The organism is Solwaraspora sp. WMMD792, from assembly GCF_029626105.1.
Taxonomy (GTDB): Bacteria; Actinomycetota; Actinomycetes; order Mycobacteriales; family Micromonosporaceae; genus Micromonospora_E.
Genome location: NZ_JARUBH010000009.1, coordinates 25,107 through 42,454, shown reverse-complemented (window position 1 = coordinate 42,454; position 17,348 = coordinate 25,107). Strand labels below are relative to the sequence as shown.

Here is a 17,348-nt window from a genome sequence, read left to right as displayed (position 1 = left end):
GATGCCCATCGACCAGCCGGCGGCAGCCGGCGACCCGGCGACGTTGCCGGCGCGGGTGGCGGCCTGGCTCGGCGACGAGCCGGACCCGGCCGCCCGCGCCGAGCTGCTGACGCTGCTGGACCAGCTGCCGGGCAGCGCCGACGAGCTGGCCGACCGGTTCGCCGGGCCGTTGACGTTCGGCACCGCCGGGCTGCGCGGCCCGCTGCGGGCCGGCCCGAACGGCATGAACCTGCAGGTCGTCACCAGGGCCGCCGCCGGGCTGGTGAGCTGGTTGGCCGAGCAGGGCGGCACCGGGCCGGTGGTGATCGGCTACGACGCCCGGCACGGGTCACGGGCCTTCGCGGTGCGCACCGCCGAGGTGGTCACCGGCGCCGGGCGGGACGCCTACCTGCTGCCCCGCCCGCTGCCCACCCCGGTGCTGGCGTACGCGATCCGCGCCCTCGACGCGGTGGCGGGAGTGATGGTCACCGCCAGCCACAACCCACCGCAGGACAACGGCTACAAGGTCTATCTCGGCGCTCAGCTCGGCGGACCGGCCGGTGCCGGCGCGCAGATCGCGCCGCCGGCCGACCAACAGATCGAGGCGGCGATCCGGGCGGTCGGAAAGCTGGTCGACGTGCCGCTCGGCGGCCCCGGCAAGACGCTGGACGACGAGATCGTCGCCGGCTACCTACGGACCGCCGTGGCGGTGGTGGACCCGGCCACCCCCCGGGCGCTGACCGTGGCGTACACGCCGCTGCACGGCGTCGGTGGGGCGGTGCTGCGGGAGGCGTTCGTCGGTGCCGGATTCCCGGCACCGCTGGTCGTCGCCGAGCAGGCCGAGCCGGATCCGCAGTTCCCGACCGTGGCGTTTCCCAACCCGGAGGAGCCGGGCGCGATGGACCGGGTCGTCGCGCTGGCCCGGGCACAAGGAGCCGACCTGGCGATCGCCAACGACCCGGACGCCGACCGGTGCGCGGTCGCGGTGCCGCACGGCGACGACGGGTGGCGGATGCTGCGCGGCGACGAGCTGGGGGTGCTGCTCGCCGATCAGCTGATCCGGCGGGGCCGGCACGGCCGCTACGCCACCACCATCGTCTCGTCGTCGCTGCTCGGTGCACTGTGCGCGGCGCGCGGCGAGCCGTACGCCGAGACCCTCACCGGCTTCAAGTGGATCGTCCGGGCCGGCAGCGACCACGCGGACACCGCCGAGGTGCCGCTGGTCTACGGCTACGAGGAGGCGCTCGGCTACTGCGTGGCGCCCGACCAGGTACGCGACAAGGACGGCATCACCGCCGCGCTGCTCCTCGCCGAGCTGGCGGCCGAGCTCAAGGCGGCCGGTCAGGGCCTGACCGACCGGCTCGACGAACTGGCCGCCGAGTTCGGGGTGTACCAGACCGACCAGCTTGCGGTGCGGGTCGACGAGCTGAGTGAGATTGCCGCCGCGACGGCGTACCTGCGGGCGAACCTGCCGACGACGCTGCTCGGCGAGCCGGTCACCGCGACGCAGGATCTGCTGCCCGACGCCGACGTGGTGATCCTGCGTACCGGCACCGCCCGGGTCGTGGTCCGTCCTTCCGGTACGGAGCCGAAGCTCAAGGCGTACCTGGAGGTGGTCCAGCCGGTACGCGACGGCGACCCGGCCGCGGCCCGCGAACGGGCTGACCGGGCGTTGGCACGGCTGCGGACGGAGACATCGGCCGCCCTGAACATCAAATGATGTCCGGTTAGCCCTTTAGGCGCGACCAATTCATATTGCTGCTCGTTTAGCTGGTTATGCTGGCTAGCCGCTGCTTCGCCTACCTGACCGCCGCGACGCACCGGCGGTACGCGCTGCTCCCCTTCCACCGGCAGACCGCCCTGTTCCGGCTGGCCCGGCGGCCCGGCCAGGTCGCCCGATGCTGGCTGGCCCGACGTCTGCGGCCGGCCCGACCAACCGCCGCCGGTCTCCCCCGGCGATGGTCCGTACTGGACGGGCGCCCCATCCTGGCCGTCGTCGACGACACGATCAGCCCGCTCAACGCCCACCGGCGCAACCTGCACCTCGTCACCGACGCGCTGGCCCGGGCCGGGGTGGACCATTTCGTCATCCCGGCTGCATCCGGGCTCAGCAGCCGGGTCGGGGTGCCGGCCGGCGAGCGTACCGCCGCGCTGCGGGCCCTCGGCCGCGTCGGTGGCCTGGCCGTGGCGCGCGCCGGACACCGGCACCGACGACTGCCGGCCCGGCCCGGCTGGCGGCTGCGCCGGACCCCGGTGATCCGGATCTTCCAGCCGGTGACCAGCGTCGACGGTCAGCTGACCTACGGCGGGCAGGCTGCTTGCGAGATCGAGTTCTGGACCGTCGACGGTGACCGGCTGCACGCGCCCCGGAGCAACGACGTCACCGCCGTGGTCCCGGCCCGGTCGGCCCCGGTACGGCTGACCGAAGCCGAGGCCTGCTCCTTCGCGCCGGAGGACCGGATCGCTCGGCACGTGACCCGTACCCCGTTCACCCGTCGGCCGGCGACCTGGCCCGACTTTCCGGTCGACCTGGTCTGCTGCTGGACCGACCCGACCGACCCGCGGTGGCGGTCCCGCCGGCAGCGGGCCATCGCCCGCACCGCCGGGCCGGTGCCACGAGCCCGGCGCGCCGACCGGCACCGCCGCAGCGGCGGTGCCGGCGGTGCCGGCCCGGCGGGGCACGCCGGCGACGAATGGGTCGGCTGGGACGGCAGCGAAGAACTGCGTCACCTGCTCCGCTCGGTGCACCTGCACGCGCCCTGGATCCGGCGGATCTTCCTGATCACCGCAGACCAGGTGCCGGGCTGGCTCGACGTGGACGATCCACGGTTGACCGTGGTCGACCACCGCGACCTGCTCGGTGGCCACACCGTGCTGCCCACCTTCAACCCGTACGCCGTCGAATCCGCGGTGCACGAAATCGACGGTCTGGCGGAACGGTTCTTCTACCTGCCCGGCAACGTCTTCTTCGGCCGGCCGGTCGACCGGACCACGTTCTTCGAGGCCAACGGGATCCCGAAGGTGCTGCTCGATCCGGGTGACACCTCGGCGGTGGCCGCCGCGCGGCGCGTTTTCGCCGACCAGTTCGACCGCCTCGTCGACTCAGGCACCCCGCTCGGCGTACCGTTGCCGGTGCGTCGCTCCACACTGGCCGAGATCTGCGCCAGCAGTCCCGAGATGGTCGCCCGGATTCGCGGTCACCAGATCCGGCAACCGGACGACGTGTCACTGATCCGCTCGCTGCACCCGCACTGGTCGTACCTGCGGGGCACCGCGATCCCCGGGTCGCTGCGCCGGCACCGCGTCGACCCGGCCGCTCCCGAGGCCGCGCTGCGGCTACACCGACTGCTCGACCGGCGTGACGTGGACACGTTCGGGCTGGACACCGAGCTCGCCGACGCGGTCGACTCCGTCGCCCGCCGGCTGCGGGTCGAGTTCCTCAACCGCTACTTCCCGACCCCGTCACCGTTCGAGGTCGACGCGGAGACCGCAGCGGCCCGCGCTCCGTTCACCGCCACCGAGCTGGCGCAGCGCCTGCTGCGCCCGCCGGTCGGTCGGTTCCCGGCCGGACCGCAGCTACAGCAGGCCGACGCGCCGCAGCAGGCCGGCGCGCCGCAGCAGGCCCGCCACCGCGACACCGGGTATCCCGCACAGCCGGACCCGCTGTCTGCGGCCGACCCGGTCCCGGCCACCGAGGTGCTGGTGGGACACCGCTGCGGCTGACCGGCCACCGGGTACCTATGGTGACCAGGTGCAGGCGATCATCGCGACCCTCGGCTACGTACTCTCCCCCGACGGACGTCAGGTGCTGATGCTGCGCCGCGACACCCGGCCGGACGACATCCACTACGGCTACTACAACGGGTTGGGCGGCAAGCTGGAGCCGGGCGAGGACGTCATCGCCGGCATGCGCCGGGAGATCAGGGAGGAGTCCGGGTTGGAGTGCGGGCGGGTGGAGCTGGCCGGGACCATCTCCTGGCCAGGCTTCGGCCGGCACAGCGAGAACTGGTTCGGATTCCTGTTCCGGGTGCCGACCTGGTCCGGCGAGCCCCGGCCGGACTGCCCGGAAGGCACCCTGGTCTGGACCGACCTGGCCGACGTCCTCGCCGGCCGGGTGCCGATGTGGCCCAGCGACCGGCACTTCCTGCCGCTGGTCTTCGCCGAGCAGCCGACCGTCTTCCACGGCGTGATGCCGTTCACCGACGGCGTGGCGACCAGCTGGAGCTGGACCGCCGCCAGCTGACCGGTACCCGTCAGAAGCGCGGCATCCCGCCGAACTGGCGGTCACCGGCGTCACCGAGCCCCGGCACGATGAACATCTTCTCGTTGAGCCGTTCGTCGATCGACGCGGTCACCAGTCGCAACGGCAGGCCGGAGCGGTCCAGCCGGTCGATTCCGGCCGGCGCGGCGAGCACGCACAGCACGGTGATCTCGGTGGCGCCCCGGTCGGCGAGCAGCCGGCAGCAGTGCTCCAGCGAGCCGCCGGTGGCCAGCATCGGGTCGAGCACCAGCACCGGGATGCCGGCCAGGTCGACCGGCAGCGACTCCAGGTAGGCCCGGGGCTCGTAGGTCTCCTCGTCGCGGGCCAGCCCGACGAAGCCCATCGACGACTCCGGCAGCAGCGCCAACGCCGAGTCGGCCATCCCGAGCCCGGCGCGCAGCACCGGCACCAGCAGCGGCGGGTTGGCCAGCCGGGTCCCGTCGGTCGGCGCCACCGGGGTGGTCACCGGGAAGGACTCCACCGGGAAGGATCGGGCCGCCTCGTACACCAACATGGTGGTGAGTTCGTGCAGCGCGGCGCGGAACGCCGCCGAGTCGGTCCGGGCGTCGCGCATCGCGGTCAGCCGGGACTGGGCGAGAGGGTGATCAACGACTAGAACGTTACGCACCCGGTAATCTAACCAGATGCCCACCCGCGCAGGTAGCTACGCCCGCCAGTCTGCCGCGAAGCACAAGAGCATCACCGAGCAGACCGAAGAGATCCGGACGGCGGCCGCCGACGAAGGCTGGACCATCGTCGCTGAATACTCCGACGGCGCGAGTGCCAGCCGGTTCGCTCGGAAGGCCCGCGACGGATGGCCGAAGGTCCTCGACGACATCGCCGCTCGGCGGATCGACGTCCTCATTCTCTGGGAGAGCTCACGCGGCGACCGTACGCCGGAGACGTGGTTCGCGTTCCTCAGCTCGTGCCGTGAGTCCGGGGTACGCATCCATGTCGTCACCCACGAGCGGACCTACCGGCTCGAAAACCCCCGCGACTGGCGCACCCTCGCCGAGGACGGCATCGACTCCGCCTACGAGTCGGACAAGACATCGCTGCGGGCACGCCGTGGCCAAGCCGGCGCGGCCGCCGCCGGCCGGCCGACTCCGGGCCGAACGCAGTACGGATACCGGCGCGTCTACGACCCCGACACGGGCAGGCTCGCCGGGCAGGTCGCAGACCCGGACACCGCCCCGATCGTCGCCGACATCGTCGACCAGGTCGCCGCCGGCACCCCAATCTCCACGATCGCCGATCGGCTCAACGCTGCGGCGATCGCGGCCCCGGGCGGCGGCCGGTGGCATCGGGTGCGGGTGCGGGACATCGCGAGCAACCCGGCGTACGTCGGACTCCGCCGGCACCACGGCAGCACCACAGCGGCGGCTTGGCCGCCGATCGTGAGTGAAACGTCGTGGTGGGCTGCACAGCGGATCCTGTCCGACCCGACCCGGCGCACGTCACGGCCGGGCCGGTGGCGGCACCTGCTGTCCTACCTGATGCGCTGCGACCAGTGCGAGGGTCCTCCGTGCGTTGCGCGCGGCCGCTACCGGTGCGAGGGCTGCGGGGCGACCATCGTCCAGCCCGCCACGGACGCGTTCGTGGAGGCGGTGGTGCTGGGTTGGTTGGCCCGGCCGGACGTGCACGAGCGGCTACGGTCGGCGACGGCGATCAGTGATGCCGAGGTGATCGAGGCGGAGGCGGAGGCCGCTCGGCTGCGGGGCGAGCTGGACGGGTGGCGGCGGTCGGCGATCGCCGGCCGGACGTCGCCGGAGAGCTTGGCAGTGATCGAGGCCGGCCTGACTGACCGGATCCGCGCGGCGGAGTCTCGGACCCTGGCGGCGGGTCTGCCGCCGGAGCTGCGTGACCTGCTGGCACCAGGTGAGGATGTGGCTGCCCGGTGGGCTGCGGCGGGGATACCGCCGCAGCGGGTGGTGATCCGGACGGTTGCGGATGTGCGGTTCGCTGCGGGGCGGCGTGGTGGTGCGCGTCGGTTCGATCCGTGGCGGCTGGGTCCGTCGAGGTGGGTCGGCGACGTAGATGGTCGGACGTGGGGCGACTACTGGCGTGAGGCCGGCTTGCCGTCCTGATCGCCGTGGAGCTGTTCGTGCGCGTCGAGTAGCGCGTCGAGGAGTTCCATTCGCGTCTGCGGGTCGATGTCGAGGGCTCGGATGCGGGCGACCCGGTCGCGGAGGCTGGTGTCGGCTGCTGTATCGGGGTGGTCGGCGGCGAGGAGCCGGAGCGCGCGGCTGACGTCGTCGGCTCCGTACCAGCGGGGTAGGTCGGTGGCGGGGTCGAGGTCGACGGCGGCGAGCATGGCGGCCGCCGTCTTGGCGGGTGGTAAGTCTTTGCCGCCGTGGCCGGTGACGATCTGTCTCCAGCGTCCTTCACTGATGCCTGCCCGTGCGGCGGCTTTGCGGCCGGATAGGCCCATTTGGCCGCGCGCCAGTTCGACGTGATGGCCGAACTCGGTGAGCCGGTTGGTCATGCCGGCATCGTACGCACGATTGCGCAATCTTACGCAATCGTGCTCGTGTATGAATGGTCACTGTCAGATAGGCGCTACGCCACGCTGCGCGTTTATCGTGCGTAGCCTTGCGTAGTGCTGCGTAGCGGCGTAGCGTCCTACGCATGACAGCTACGCACCCGACACGCTCACGGGGTCGCCTGCCCCGCGACCACAGCCCGGAGGCCCTCCGGCGGCACCGGGTCGCGTCCGGGCTGTCCCGCCCTGCTCTTGCCAAGGCTGCCGGCATCTCGCCGAGCCACCTGGCCGAGCTGGAGAACAACACCCGCAACGCCGGCCCGCGCACCCTCGTCGCGCTCGCGGAAGCCCTCGGCGTGCCCGCCAGCGACCTGATGCCGCCGGCCCGGTCATGACCGTCGACCTGCGCCAGTTCGTGTCGGCCGCCGTCGCCAGTGCGCCGCAGCCGACCGCCGATCAGCTCGCCCAGATCCGGCTGCTGCTGCCGCCCGTCCTCGGTGAGTCCCGGCCGCTGGCTCGGCCCGCGACCCGCGTCCTCGGTTCGCCGGCCGCCTCGGGCTGGCGGGGCAGGGGCGCGGCATGATCACCATCCACAAGACGGCCACCAGGGGCGCTGTCTCACGTTCCGCCCTGGTGGATGGACCGGCCCTCCTGGTGGCTGGTCCAGCTCGGCCGGCGGCGGCTGCTTGGGAGGGCGCCGCCGCCGGCCGGGTAACCCCGGTCTTCCCCGGCCGGCCGGGACCTGGAGTGGTCCCCACGGGCCGACTCCAGCGGTCGCTACGACCGGCCGGCCGGGGAGCACTTCGTGCGCTGCGCCTGCTGCTCGGCGTGGCCCTCGTGCTGGGCGCGCTGGTCGGCCTGGTCGCGGTCGGCGGCGCCGAGCTGCTGACGCGCGGGCTGGTCGACCCGGCCGCCCTGGCCGCCGCCGGCGCCCTGGTGCTGTTCGCCGCCACCGCCCCGGTCCGCCGGTCTTCCCCACGGCGGTCCGGGCGTCGTCGGGTGCGTGCGCCGTGCCGGGGAGGGCCGGCGCACGCACCCCATCCACAAACGGCAGCGGCCCTCGCCGCGACATCGGCAAGGGCCACCCATCCCAACCATCGACGTGAGAGGTCGACGTGGAACACGAGAGTACCGAAAACCAACCGGACACCGTACCGACCAGGTCCGACATCTGCGGCCAGCCGGCCGTCAACACCGTGGTGGCCACCACCAACGACGACTCCGGCCAGCCGACCCCGATCCGCCCGGGTGTGATCCGGACCGGGGCGTACGCCGGCACCGTCTCGACGTGCGATGCGCACGTCGACCAGGCCACCGCCGGCCTGCGCGCCGCCGGCCTCGTGGTCGATGTGTTCGCGCCGATCATCCCGACGGCGGCGGTGTGCGGCGAGATCTGGCGGGTCGCCGCCGACTCGGTGCTCACCCCCGACGGCGGACCGGAGCACCAGGCGCTGCAGCGGGCGGCGGCGGGCACCGGCCCCGGTCCGGAGACCGCACCGGTCGACCCGACCCCCGACCCCGACCCGGCCGGTGACGCCGGCGGGCACGGGGTGGCGGGCGGCTGGTCCGGCCCGGCCGGCTGCGGCGCCAGGTGCCTCTGCGGGCTGGCCGTGGACGGATTCGACAGCATGGCTCCGGCGCTGGCGCTGCTGGACGAGCACATCGCCGGCGCCACCACCGCCGACTCGCCGGAGGACGTGCCGGTGTCCCCGGCCGCTGACGTCGCCGTCGACGTCGTCCAGCGGTGCGGCCGGCCGGCGGTGGCCGGTGTGGCGACGCAGCCACACCCGCTGCGCTGGACCGGCCCACGGACGTACGCGGGCACCATCTGGGTTTGCGCCGGGCACGAGGACGTGGTGACGGAACAGGCCCGGACCGGCGGGCTGGACACCGGGCTGGTCGGCGCTCCGGAGCGGGTGCGGTGCGGCGAGATCTCCGCCGAGGGAGTTGACCTGGCCGACGTGCCGGCCGGCGCGTGGCCGCGCCTGGCGGTGCTCGCAGCTGCGAACGTCACCGCCGTCGACGCCGGCCGGGCCCCAGACGACGCGATTCCGTCGGTGCGTGCCACCGAGCTGCGGCCGGGGATGTGGGTGGCGACCGGCCGGGACGACGTGCCCGGTGTCGAGGTCCGCGCCGTCGAGGTTGGCGCCGCCGGACTGGTCGGGGTGCTCCTGGCCGGCCCGGAGTACGCCGAGCACCACGCCGACGACCTGGTGCCGCTGGTCGACGAGGAGACGGTGGCCGCCGCTGCCGAGGCGCTGCGTGTGCGGACCCGCCGTCAGCTGATGCTGGACGGGCTGCGCGCCCTGGTCGCGGCCGCCGAGCGGGACCCGTCGATCCTGCCGGTCGACCGGCTGCAGGTGACCGGCCGCGCCGCCAACCTCGCCGGTCTGCAGGCGTTCGCCGCCGAGCTCGGCTCCGACGTGGTCCCGGTCGGTGAGCGCCTGGTCGCCGAGCTGCTGACCGGCGGCGGTCCGGCCGATGACCTCGGCGGGTCGTCCGCGCCGCTGTCGATCGAGATGTACGTCTACAACGACGCCGACCCCGCCGACCAGCCGGCCCCGCCTGCGCGGGGAACCGCCGCCGTGGTGGTGCCGGCACAGCCGACCGGGGGTGACCTGTGACCGCCAAGATCGGACCGTACAACAGCGAGGACGAGGCGTTGGCCGCGCCACTGCCCCGGCAACTGGCCGAACTGCACACCACCGGCCGCATCCGGCCCGGTGACGGCACGGCCGAGGGCACGCGCCGGGCAGCCCTGATCGCCGCCGCCGTCGACGCCGGCGTCGAGCTGGGCGACCTGGACCACCGGGTGCTCGCCTGGCTGGCCAGCTGGGAGACCGCGACCGTGCAGGTCGTGATCGGCCTCCTGGCGCGGGCGCACGCCGCCGGCCGGGCCGCCGGCCCGGCACCGCTGGCGCAGGACCCGCCACGCCCCCCGGCCACCCCGGCACCGGGCCAGCCGGCCGACGTCACCGCCGCGCTGCTGGCCGAGGCAACCGACCCGTGCGAGGCCGCCGCCGTCGAACTGCTGGCCGGCGCCGGCCTGCTCGACCACCCGGCCGTGACCCGACGCATCACCTCACCCGGCGTCGTCGGATGGAACGCCCTGCACCTGGCCGCACTGGATGACGCCCTGGGCGACGACATCACCGACGCCCAGCACCACCTTCTGTCCCTGGCCTGCAGCCTGGGCAGCCGCGGACTGCTCCCGGCCTGCCTCCGCCAAGCCCTGTGGGGCATGTGGGAGACCCCGGACACGGCCGGCCTGGTGCTCGGCGCGATCCGGACCGCCCTGGGCGGTGATCGCCGGTGACCACGGGGATCGCAGCCGCGCTGCCCGAGGCCGGCGGGCTGCTGATCATGGCGCTGATCGTCGCTGGCGGGCACGCGGTGCGGGTGCTGGCCGGTCGGGCACGCCGTGCGGCCGCCGCCCGGCGGGCTGATCGGGCGGCCCGGGTGGCGGCCCGGCAGGCGCGGCGGGCCGCTGCCGACCGGGCGTGGCACGACCGCCTGGCCGCGCTGCTCGACGAGCACCAGCCGGCGGGAGGTGCGCGCCGATGAAGGTGTTCGCCTCGCATTTCTGGGCCGGGTCCGGATGGTGGACGGCGCCGATCCACCCGCTGTGGCTGGCGGCCGCGCTGCTGCTGTTCGCGGGCGCGCTCCGGGCCGCCGTGGTGGTGCGCCGCCGGCGGACCCGCCGCCTGAACGAGCACTGGGCGTCCGTGACCGCCGCCCTCGCCGTCCGGCCGCGCCATCACGACCTGTCGACCTGGGCGGTCGTCGCGATCACCGTGGCGGTGTCGGTACCGGTCAGCGCGGTGATCGGCGCGGTGGTGGCGCTGATCGCGGTCACCGTGGCCGGTGCGGGCCGGGGCGACCCCTGGGCCCGTGCCGCCCGCGTGGCGGGCCTGACCCGCGACGTCCGCGACGCCCTGGACCTCGCCCGCCCCAGCACCACCGCCCACGACCAGACCGAGCAGAGAGGACAGCAGCAATGATTCTGCTGATCGTCGCGGCAGCCTGCCTGGTGGTCGCCGCGCTCGCGGCCGCCGTGCGCCGGGGCCTCCTCAGCACCGCCGCCGCCGAGGACCGGCACGAGGGCTGGGACATGCACACCGGGGAGTTGTCGGCGCTGCGCGTCGAGCTGACGCAGGACCTGCCCGCCTCAGCCCTGCCGTGGCCGGAGCCGGTCGACGGCGAACGCTGGCCGGAGCCCGTGACCGGACGTACGGCGCCCGCTGGCGGGGTGTACCGCTCGGCTCCGGTGCCCGTCGTGGACACGGGCCGGCGCCGGGCGGAGCCGCCGGACGACGGCACCGGCCAGTGGGCCGCCGCGAACCCAGCCACAGCAGGCGTCAATCCGTGGTTCGCGCAGCACGTGGCCAGGTCGACGGCCCGGGGCGGGTCGTGGTGACCGCCGGTACGCCCGGGTGGCCGCGCCGTGCGGCCACCCGGGCCCCGGCCCCACCGGCGGAGCTCGCCGGCGCGGCCGGCGCACGCGCACAGGTGTGGATCGCGGTCGCCCGTGCCGGTGTCACCGCCCACAAGATCCGGCCGACGACCGACGACAAGCAGCGCCGGACGGTGTGCGGCCGGTTCGTCAGCTCCGCCGAGCGGGAGCAGGGCCAGGTGCTCGCGGCCGCCGTGGTCGCCGAGCGCTACCGCGCGGCCTGGTGCCCGCACTGCTGGCCATCACCCCAGACACAGACAGAGGTGAGCCGATGACGGCCAACCTGCCGGTGTACGGCGTGCGGGAGATCCCGGACGGCCTGGCCACGGTGACGATGCTGCGCCGGATGCGCCGCAAGCCCGCACCCGACCAGGCCCCGGCCGGCATCCTCCGCTACAGCCGCGGCAAGGACACCACGCACCTGTTCACGGTCGCCGACACCGTGGCGATGCGGCCGCTGACCGCCCGGCAGCGGGCGGCGGCCGAGGCCAGCCGCGTCTACCCCCGGCACTGCGAGGTGTGCGGGTGGGACGCCGGCGGGCCGCTGCCGTCGAACGGCCGTGGCGCGCACCGGTGCCCGGCCTGCGACGCCGAGGACCGCTACGACCAAGTCCGCGCCTGGCGCGCCCAGCAGCGGTCCGAGGCCTCCGCCTGGGCCGCCGAGGCACTCGCTGACCCGACCGCCATGGTGGTGGCGACCCGGTCGATCGACCTGGCCCCCGCCGGGCCGGGGCAGACGGTGAAGCGGACCGCCGTCGCCGAACTCGTCGTCGTGTCGCTCGCCGATCCGGCGGTGGACCGGCTGCACATCACGTTGATCCCGGACCGGCGGCCGAAACGCAAGCGGGACCTGCCGGCCGGCGGCCGGCTCGTCGAGGCCGCCGCGCCGGGCGTGGCGGCCTGGGTGACCGGTCGGCGGGTCGTGGCCTGGTCGGAGTGGGAGGTCTCCGCCCTGGACTGGGACCTGCGGGACGCCGGAGTCCAGCCACCCCGGCCGGGGACGCGGCTGATCTACCTGCCGCGTCTGCGGGCGATGAGCCACCAGTACAGCCAGTGGTGCGGACACATCGGGTCGGCCGGCGTGGTCGACCAGTCGCGGCCGCCGGGCGGCCCGGTGGAGGAAGTCGACTGGATCGTCGACACGCTGCGCCGGATGGCCGCCTCACCGGTTCGGGGAGTCAGCCAGTGACCGGGCAGACCCAGCCGGCGCTGTGGCGGGTGCCGCCGGAGACCCGGACGGCGCTCGAGTCACCGGAGTTGCTGGTCGACCTGGCGGCCGCGATCGAGTCGGCGGACGCCGCAGCAGCGGGTGAGAGCCGCTGGTCGCGGGCGGTCGCCGCCGCTGGTCGGGTCCGCGATGTGCTGCGGGCCCGGATGGTGCCGGAGGCCGCGCCCCGGTCCTGCCAGTCGCCGGCCCTGCTGCGCGTCGCGGAGGAACGGCTCCGGCAGATCGAACGCAAGCGGTACGACGCCGTCCACGATGACCAGCGCACGTCCGGCCAGCTGTGGCAGATGGCGTGCTGGTGGGCCGATCCGGAGTCGACCTGGCTCGACTGGCCGTACGTCGATGGCTATCCGGAGCACGGTGACCGCGTCGCCGACCTCGTGCGTGCCGCCGCCCTGCTGACGGCCGAGGCGGACCGGATGCTGCGGCTCAGAGCCCAGGGACTGGCGTGACCGCGCGCCCGCCGGCCCGGCCGGACCTGCCTCCGGTGCTGTGCCTGGACTGCGCGACGCCGCTCACCGACCCCAAAGCGCGGGCGCGTCGGGTCGGATCGCTGTGCTGGCGGCGCCGGCGGGCCGAGGCCCGCCGCCAGGAACAGGCGGCGGCCGCCTCGGTGCTCCCCGACCCGGTGCGGGTGCGTGGCGGCCGCGACGCCGGCCACGACGGACCAACGCTCGTCGACCCGGCCGGCGTCATCGAGGAGGCATCCCGGTGACCCGCCGCACCCCGGCCCGGTCGCGGGTACCGCCGCACCTCCACCAGGCCACACGAGATCTGCCGGCGGACCACCGTGGCCGCCGGGTCTGTGTCGTGTGCGGGCTGCTCGGCGAGCCGGGCGACGCGCACCACCCGATCACCCTGCCAACCACCCCGGTGTCCCCGGTCCTCGCCGCCGCTGCGGCGGCTCGGGACGCCGCGATCTTGGGAGAACGAGATGCCGATTGAGGATGACGAGTTCGAGACGGCGTACCGGGCCGCGATGGCTGCCCGGCCGGGTCAGGCCGTCTACCCGGACGACGTCCGCAGGTCACTCGGCCAGGCCCGGCGGCCCGCCCTCCGGACGCCGGCACCGGTCCGGCCCGCCCCCGTCAAGCCGGTGGCCCGGCCGGCCGTCGCCGAACCGGCGCCAGCGTCGCCGGCGGCCGCCGTGGCGTCGACGGGCGTCGAGCGCGCGGGTTGGCTCGGCCGGCGCTGGCGGTGGCACGCCACGGTGATCACTCCGTCCGGCGACGAGCACACCGTCACCGGCCACGCGTGGCGCTGGGCGACGGCGTGTGACCGCGCTGCCCGGGTCGCGCAGATCCTGCTGACGCAGGTGACCGATGGGTGACCCGACCAAGCCCGCGCGACAGGAGCTGGGGACTGAGGTCTGGGTGCACAGCACGTGGGACCACCTCATCAGGGTCCGCGACCACCTAGGGCTGATCGGCCTCCTCGTCGTGCCGACCACCAAGGCTGGCAAGCCAGCACCGGTCGATCCGCAGCTCATCAGCAAGGGCCGGTACTCCTGGCACGGCCGCTACCACCTGACCGGAGGCGGCGGTGCGTAACCGCGACCTCCGGCGTGTGCAGCAGGACTTGGCCGCCCGGCGGGCCCGGACACCGGCCGAGGCCGCCGAGCGTGCCCACCGTGGTGCCGCGCTGGTGCGGCGGGCGCTCGCCGGCGAACCGGTCCCGGACCCACCGCAGGCGACCGCCGGGCCTCGGCCGGCCCGGCCGCCGGTGCTGGACGAACTGGTGTCCTGCGCGGGCTGCTACCGGCCGCACGTCGGCGAGCCGGGCTCGCTGTGCGAGGCCTGCGCCGGCGCGCAGCCGGTGCGACTGGACGACATCGAGACGGGAGTGGGCTGAGTGACGAGTCAGCAGGATGTGGAGGCGGCGGTCCGGGCCGAGCTCGGCCGCCTCGCCTGCGACGCCGTTCAGGCGCTCCGCCGGGTCGGCGTGCCGGTGCCGGTGATGCCCGGCACGGCGGCCGCCGCCAACGAGGTGGAGGCGCTGCGCGCGCAGGTCGCCCGCCTGACTGAGCAGCGGACCGCCCTTATCCGGCTATGCCAGCAGATCCTCGACAGGTGCGGCGGGCAACTTGGCGGGCCGTTCCTGCTGCTCGCCGTGGCCGAGGGCTGGCGGCGGCAACTGGCCGAGGCGTCTGCCGACGACCCGCCGCCCGACTGAGTCCATCGCCCTTGCCCAGCTGCTGTTCTCCGTGGCCCGGCCTGCCGAAACGGCGGGCCGGGCCGCATCGCATCCACAGGAATCCATAGACGTTGATGATCATCTACGGGGGGCGGTAATGCCCTACTGGCTCGAAGACGACGCCTTCCCGAACTGGCCGGTGTGGGATGTGCTCAGCGCAGGGAACGTCGACATGGCGGACCGGCTGCAGTCCGCGTACGTCCGATGCAAGAGCACGACCGCCGGCGTGCTCGCGGACGGCTACCTCACCGAGCAGGCCGCGTTGACTCAGTGCCGGGGCCGGCCCAAGGTCCTGGCGCTGCTGGCGACGGCGGTGCTGGACCGGCCGCCCTTGCTCCACCGGCGTGGTGATGAGTGCGAGTGCCTCGGCGACGGCGTGTGGATCGACGGCTACGCCTACCGCGTCCATGCGTTCTCAAAGCGGAACCCGTCGCGCAAGGAGTACAACCGCAACCGCGCGCAGAAGGCTGATTTGCGCGACAGCAGGCTGAAGGCACTGGTGTACGGCCGCGACGGCGGCTGCTGCCGCTTCTGCCACAGCGGGCCACTTAACCCCAAGAGCGGCCGCGCGAAGGACGCACGCAAGCGTCTGCAGTACGACCACGTCGACCCAGACGCGCCGGCCGGCCCCGAGGGACGCAACCTCGTCGTGGCGTGTGGCCGGTGCAACGAGTCCAAGGGGCACAGGACGCCCGACGAGGCGGACATGGTGCTGCTGCCCCCGCCCACCCCGGAGGAGGCCGCCGCGTGGCACGCGCGCGGCCCCGTCGTGCTCGACCCGCCGCCGGCCAGCGCCATCCCGGCCGCCCCGGCGGATCACCGACCGATCAGCGACCAATCAACGACGAACCACGAACACGAACAAAAACCGACCAGTGATCGCGATGACGAACCGATCACCGGTCCCGACAGTGATGCGAACGACGATCACACGCCACCACTGCACCCAACACCAGCACCGACCAGCGACGGCCCGATGAGGGAACAGCGCCCGGAAGGGTCCGGGCTGGGTCGGGGCGGGCCACCGCGCTCATCAGCACCGCCACCCCCGCCCGCCGCAGCCTGGACCGGCCAGCCAGTGAGGTCCCAGGAGTACCCGGACATCTACCACCGACGCAGCCGCGGACCTGCCAGACCAACCGCACCACCACCAGCCGACCACCCAGCGATCCCCGACCCCGGCCCACCGGACTACCGCTGGCCCGCCGGGTCGGTGCCCACCCGTCCGCCCGGAGAGGAACCCACCGGTGGCTAACCAGACCGACCCGACGCCGGACGCGGTGCGCGGGCAGATCGAGGCGCTGCGGGAGGCCTACTCGTGGCTGGCCCTGCTGGTCGAGCCGGGCCGGGAGCGCCGGCCGGGCCGGCCGGTCGATGACGCCCAGGCGGAGCGGCTGGAGGCGCAGGGCCGGGCGGATCGCGCGTACCGGCAGTGGAACATCTCCCGTGGCCTGTCGGCTCTGCCCCCGTCGCCGGCGGCCGCCTCGGTCACGGTGGTCGACGCGCAGGCCTCCGTACGCCGGCGGGTGCTGGACATCGCGCACCGGGTGGCCGCCTGGCAGCACGCCAGCTGGGTCGGCGGGCCCGACGTCGACCAGGTGCTGTCCTGGCTCGACGAGGCCGGGCCGGGCCGGCCGGCGGTCGTCGACGAGCTACGCGACCGCCGACGACTCAGCTGGCTCGTCGACGAGCTGGCGACCGCCGTCGCGTCCGCCCGGCAGGCGGCCGGGGTGGTGGCAGAGCCGGTGCGGCCGGTGGCGTGGCGCTGCCCGGCCTGCGGGTCGCCGTCGCTGCAGCTGGCCCACCCGGGCGCGGACAAGTCGCTGTGGACCATCTCGTGTGTCCGACGGGCCTGCCGGTGCGCGGGTGCCGGGTGCGGGTGTCTGCGGCGGGACCGCCGTCAGGGCCTCGCCCACGTCTGGACTCGGGCGGAGCTGCCAACGCTGGCGCAGGCGGTGGCGATCGCGGACCGGGTCGCCCGGCAAGGGCGGCCGGTGACCGGTTCGGCGGCGGCCGGGCATGGCGGCTGGTCGGATCGGCGGACCGTACGGTGAGCGGGGTGGTCGTCGACGGGCAGGGCCGGCAGTGGTGGACCACCTCGTACGCCGTGCTGCAGCTGCAGGTGGCCCGCCACTGCCTGGGTGATTGGGTGCGCAGGTCCCGTGCTGCCGGGCATGTCGCCGGTGCCGATCCGGCGGACTGCCCGGCCTGCCCGCCCGACGCGGCCGCGTTCCCTCACGTCGACCCGCCGGCACGCCGTGGCCGGGTGTACGGCTATCAGGCTGAGCAGTTGTTGAACGTCGAGGCACATACCGGACGCGCGGGCCGGCCAGGGCGACGGAGGGCACTTTGACAAGATCGCGTTCCAATCTCATCATTGGTGCAGCGCCAGGAGTCTGCCCACGATCGGGAAGTGCGGCGTGATGGATCCCCGCCCCCGCAAGACCCCCAGCCAGTGGCGTACCGCCCCGTTGCCCCGGGGGTGGCGGACCCGGATCGTCCCGCGGATCCTGCGCCGCGACCGCACGTGCACGTTGCGCACGCATTGCAGGGGCGCACAGTCCACCGAGGTCGACCACATCGGCGACCCGGAGGATCACGGCGACCACAACCTTCGCGGGGTGTGCTCGCGGTGTCACGCGCATCGGACCGGGCAGCAGGGCGCGGCAGCGAGCAACGCGGCGCGGCCGACGAGGCGGCGGCCGGATCGAGGCGCCCATCCTGGCCTGATTGTCACTGACGGTGACGGTAGGGG

26 protein-coding genes are annotated in these 17,348 nt (G+C 74.4%); 23 read left to right on the top strand and 3 right to left on the bottom strand.

Features of this window, described 5'->3' with window-relative positions; all coding sequences use genetic code 11:
* Position 1 precedes the first annotated feature (1 nt).
* Genes O7629_RS01690 through O7629_RS01680 form a run of 3 tightly spaced genes read left to right on the top strand, consistent with a single transcriptional unit; the run spans position 2 to position 4,222 of the window.
* Positions 2-1,699, top strand: a complete 1,698-nt coding sequence (locus O7629_RS01690; protein ID WP_278167052.1) for a phospho-sugar mutase — start codon at positions 2-4, stop codon at positions 1,697-1,699.
* Between the two features lie 56 nt (positions 1,700-1,755).
* Complete coding sequence (locus tag O7629_RS01685) at positions 1,756-3,702, top strand: hypothetical protein (RefSeq protein ID WP_278167050.1); 1,947 nt, start codon at positions 1,756-1,758, stop codon at positions 3,700-3,702.
* 28 nt (positions 3,703-3,730) lie between these two features.
* The gene (locus O7629_RS01680) at positions 3,731-4,222 is read left to right on the top strand and encodes an 8-oxo-dGTP diphosphatase (RefSeq protein WP_278167049.1); all 492 of its coding nucleotides are present in this window, start codon (positions 3,731-3,733) and stop codon (positions 4,220-4,222) included.
* A 10-nt stretch (positions 4,223-4,232) separates the two neighbouring features.
* On the opposite strand, the gene upp is transcribed toward O7629_RS01680, so the two are convergent.
* Positions 4,233-4,868: a uracil phosphoribosyltransferase gene (gene upp, locus O7629_RS01675; protein WP_278167046.1), complete on the bottom strand. Its 636-nt coding sequence runs from the start codon at positions 4,866-4,868 to the stop codon at positions 4,233-4,235.
* 16 nt (positions 4,869-4,884) lie between these two features.
* On the opposite strand from upp, the gene O7629_RS01670 reads away from it, so the two are divergent.
* Positions 4,885-6,327, top strand: a complete 1,443-nt coding sequence (locus O7629_RS01670) for a recombinase family protein (RefSeq protein ID WP_278167016.1) — start codon at positions 4,885-4,887, stop codon at positions 6,325-6,327.
* On the opposite strand, the gene O7629_RS01665 is transcribed toward O7629_RS01670, so the two are convergent.
* Positions 6,297-6,725 carry a helix-turn-helix domain-containing protein gene (locus O7629_RS01665; protein ID WP_278167015.1) on the bottom strand — a complete coding sequence of 143 codons (429 nt, stop codon included), beginning with the start codon at positions 6,723-6,725 and terminating at the stop codon, positions 6,297-6,299. The two genes, O7629_RS01670 and O7629_RS01665, sit on opposite strands and share 31 nt — an antisense overlap.
* A gap of 143 nt (positions 6,726-6,868) precedes the next feature.
* On the opposite strand from O7629_RS01665, the gene O7629_RS01660 reads away from it, so the two are divergent.
* Both O7629_RS01660 and O7629_RS01655 read left to right on the top strand, forming a co-directional pair.
* Positions 6,869-7,117 carry a helix-turn-helix transcriptional regulator gene (locus O7629_RS01660; RefSeq protein WP_278167013.1) on the top strand — a complete coding sequence of 83 codons (249 nt, stop codon included), beginning with the start codon at positions 6,869-6,871 and terminating at the stop codon, positions 7,115-7,117.
* Positions 7,114-7,305: a hypothetical protein gene (locus O7629_RS01655; protein WP_278167011.1), complete on the top strand. Its 192-nt coding sequence runs from the start codon at positions 7,114-7,116 to the stop codon at positions 7,303-7,305. Before O7629_RS01660 ends, O7629_RS01655 begins: the two co-directional genes overlap by 4 nt.
* Before the next feature lie 194 nt (positions 7,306-7,499).
* On the opposite strand, the gene O7629_RS01650 is transcribed toward O7629_RS01655, so the two are convergent.
* Positions 7,500-7,754 carry a hypothetical protein gene (locus O7629_RS01650; RefSeq protein ID WP_278166994.1) on the bottom strand — a complete coding sequence of 85 codons (255 nt, stop codon included), beginning with the start codon at positions 7,752-7,754 and terminating at the stop codon, positions 7,500-7,502.
* 83 nt (positions 7,755-7,837) lie between these two features.
* Here O7629_RS01650 and O7629_RS01645 point away from each other — a divergent pair, with 83 nt between their 5' ends.
* From O7629_RS01645 to O7629_RS01565, 17 genes are all read left to right on the top strand, one after another.
* On the top strand, positions 7,838-9,346 hold the full coding sequence (locus O7629_RS01645) for a hypothetical protein (protein WP_278166975.1): 1,509 nt from the start codon (positions 7,838-7,840) through the stop codon (positions 9,344-9,346).
* Positions 9,343-10,038 carry a hypothetical protein gene (locus O7629_RS01640; RefSeq protein ID WP_278166976.1) on the top strand — a complete coding sequence of 232 codons (696 nt, stop codon included), beginning with the start codon at positions 9,343-9,345 and terminating at the stop codon, positions 10,036-10,038. Before O7629_RS01645 ends, O7629_RS01640 begins: the two co-directional genes overlap by 4 nt.
* Positions 10,035-10,286, top strand: coding sequence for a hypothetical protein (locus tag O7629_RS01635; RefSeq protein ID WP_278166977.1), 252 nt, complete (start codon positions 10,035-10,037; stop codon positions 10,284-10,286). The genes O7629_RS01640 and O7629_RS01635 overlap by 4 nt, the downstream gene beginning before the upstream one ends.
* Positions 10,283-10,723, top strand: a complete 441-nt coding sequence (locus tag O7629_RS01630; protein ID WP_278166978.1) for a hypothetical protein — start codon at positions 10,283-10,285, stop codon at positions 10,721-10,723. Before O7629_RS01635 ends, O7629_RS01630 begins: the two co-directional genes overlap by 4 nt.
* On the top strand, positions 10,720-11,139 hold the full coding sequence (locus O7629_RS01625) for a hypothetical protein (RefSeq protein WP_278166979.1): 420 nt from the start codon (positions 10,720-10,722) through the stop codon (positions 11,137-11,139). The genes O7629_RS01630 and O7629_RS01625 overlap by 4 nt, the downstream gene beginning before the upstream one ends.
* On the top strand, positions 11,136-11,450 hold the full coding sequence (locus tag O7629_RS01620) for a hypothetical protein (protein ID WP_278166980.1): 315 nt from the start codon (positions 11,136-11,138) through the stop codon (positions 11,448-11,450). The genes O7629_RS01625 and O7629_RS01620 overlap by 4 nt, the downstream gene beginning before the upstream one ends.
* On the top strand, positions 11,447-12,364 hold the full coding sequence (locus tag O7629_RS01615) for a hypothetical protein (protein ID WP_278166981.1): 918 nt from the start codon (positions 11,447-11,449) through the stop codon (positions 12,362-12,364). Before O7629_RS01620 ends, O7629_RS01615 begins: the two co-directional genes overlap by 4 nt.
* On the top strand, positions 12,361-12,852 hold the full coding sequence (locus O7629_RS01610; protein WP_278166982.1) for a hypothetical protein: 492 nt from the start codon (positions 12,361-12,363) through the stop codon (positions 12,850-12,852). Before O7629_RS01615 ends, O7629_RS01610 begins: the two co-directional genes overlap by 4 nt.
* Complete coding sequence (locus O7629_RS01605) at positions 12,849-13,115, top strand: DUF6011 domain-containing protein (RefSeq protein ID WP_278166983.1); 267 nt, start codon at positions 12,849-12,851, stop codon at positions 13,113-13,115. The genes O7629_RS01610 and O7629_RS01605 overlap by 4 nt, the downstream gene beginning before the upstream one ends.
* A complete protein-coding gene (locus O7629_RS01600; RefSeq protein ID WP_278166984.1) occupies positions 13,112-13,345 on the top strand; it encodes a hypothetical protein in 234 nt (77 codons plus the stop codon). Before O7629_RS01605 ends, O7629_RS01600 begins: the two co-directional genes overlap by 4 nt.
* On the top strand, positions 13,335-13,730 hold the full coding sequence (locus tag O7629_RS01595) for a hypothetical protein (protein WP_278166985.1): 396 nt from the start codon (positions 13,335-13,337) through the stop codon (positions 13,728-13,730). The genes O7629_RS01600 and O7629_RS01595 overlap by 11 nt, the downstream gene beginning before the upstream one ends.
* Positions 13,723-13,950: a hypothetical protein gene (locus O7629_RS01590; RefSeq protein WP_278166986.1), complete on the top strand. Its 228-nt coding sequence runs from the start codon at positions 13,723-13,725 to the stop codon at positions 13,948-13,950. Before O7629_RS01595 ends, O7629_RS01590 begins: the two co-directional genes overlap by 8 nt.
* Positions 13,943-14,251: a hypothetical protein gene (locus tag O7629_RS01585; protein ID WP_278166987.1), complete on the top strand. Its 309-nt coding sequence runs from the start codon at positions 13,943-13,945 to the stop codon at positions 14,249-14,251. Before O7629_RS01590 ends, O7629_RS01585 begins: the two co-directional genes overlap by 8 nt.
* Entirely contained in the window at positions 14,252-14,572 is a 321-nt protein-coding gene (locus tag O7629_RS01580; RefSeq protein ID WP_278166988.1) for a hypothetical protein, read from the top strand. It abuts the gene before it with no gap.
* Between the two features lie 118 nt (positions 14,573-14,690).
* Positions 14,691-15,848 carry a hypothetical protein gene (locus O7629_RS01575; RefSeq protein WP_278166989.1) on the top strand — a complete coding sequence of 386 codons (1,158 nt, stop codon included), beginning with the start codon at positions 14,691-14,693 and terminating at the stop codon, positions 15,846-15,848.
* Positions 15,841-16,647 carry a hypothetical protein gene (locus tag O7629_RS01570; RefSeq protein WP_278166990.1) on the top strand — a complete coding sequence of 269 codons (807 nt, stop codon included), beginning with the start codon at positions 15,841-15,843 and terminating at the stop codon, positions 16,645-16,647. Before O7629_RS01575 ends, O7629_RS01570 begins: the two co-directional genes overlap by 8 nt.
* Positions 16,644-16,946 (top strand): hypothetical protein, encoded by a 303-nt coding sequence (locus O7629_RS01565; RefSeq protein ID WP_278166992.1) that lies wholly within the window; start codon positions 16,644-16,646, stop codon positions 16,944-16,946. Before O7629_RS01570 ends, O7629_RS01565 begins: the two co-directional genes overlap by 4 nt.
* Positions 16,947-17,348: the final 402 nt, after the last annotated feature.

What these genes read in the sequence shown, in the direction of transcription:
- O7629_RS01690 (WP_278167052.1), top strand. Translation starts at nt 2, where the DNA reads ATGCCCATCGACCAGCCGGCGGCAGCCGGCGACCCGGCGACGTTGCCG.
- O7629_RS01595 (WP_278166985.1), top strand. Translation starts at nt 13,335, where the DNA reads ATGCCGATTGAGGATGACGAGTTCGAGACGGCGTACCGGGCCGCGATG.
- O7629_RS01665 (WP_278167015.1), bottom strand. Translation starts at nt 6,725, where the DNA reads ATGACCAACCGGCTCACCGAGTTCGGCCATCACGTCGAACTGGCGCGC.
- O7629_RS01615 (WP_278166981.1), top strand. Translation starts at nt 11,447, where the DNA reads ATGACGGCCAACCTGCCGGTGTACGGCGTGCGGGAGATCCCGGACGGC.
- O7629_RS01625 (WP_278166979.1), top strand. Translation starts at nt 10,720, where the DNA reads ATGATTCTGCTGATCGTCGCGGCAGCCTGCCTGGTGGTCGCCGCGCTC.
- O7629_RS01630 (WP_278166978.1), top strand. Translation starts at nt 10,283, where the DNA reads ATGAAGGTGTTCGCCTCGCATTTCTGGGCCGGGTCCGGATGGTGGACG.
- O7629_RS01655 (WP_278167011.1), top strand. Translation starts at nt 7,114, where the DNA reads ATGACCGTCGACCTGCGCCAGTTCGTGTCGGCCGCCGTCGCCAGTGCG.
- O7629_RS01670 (WP_278167016.1), top strand. Translation starts at nt 4,885, where the DNA reads ATGCCCACCCGCGCAGGTAGCTACGCCCGCCAGTCTGCCGCGAAGCAC.
- O7629_RS01660 (WP_278167013.1), top strand. Translation starts at nt 6,869, where the DNA reads ATGACAGCTACGCACCCGACACGCTCACGGGGTCGCCTGCCCCGCGAC.
- O7629_RS01685 (WP_278167050.1), top strand. Translation starts at nt 1,756, where the DNA reads ATGCTGGCTAGCCGCTGCTTCGCCTACCTGACCGCCGCGACGCACCGG.
- O7629_RS01590 (WP_278166986.1), top strand. Translation starts at nt 13,723, where the DNA reads ATGGGTGACCCGACCAAGCCCGCGCGACAGGAGCTGGGGACTGAGGTC.
- O7629_RS01575 (WP_278166989.1), top strand. Translation starts at nt 14,691, where the DNA reads ATGCCCTACTGGCTCGAAGACGACGCCTTCCCGAACTGGCCGGTGTGG.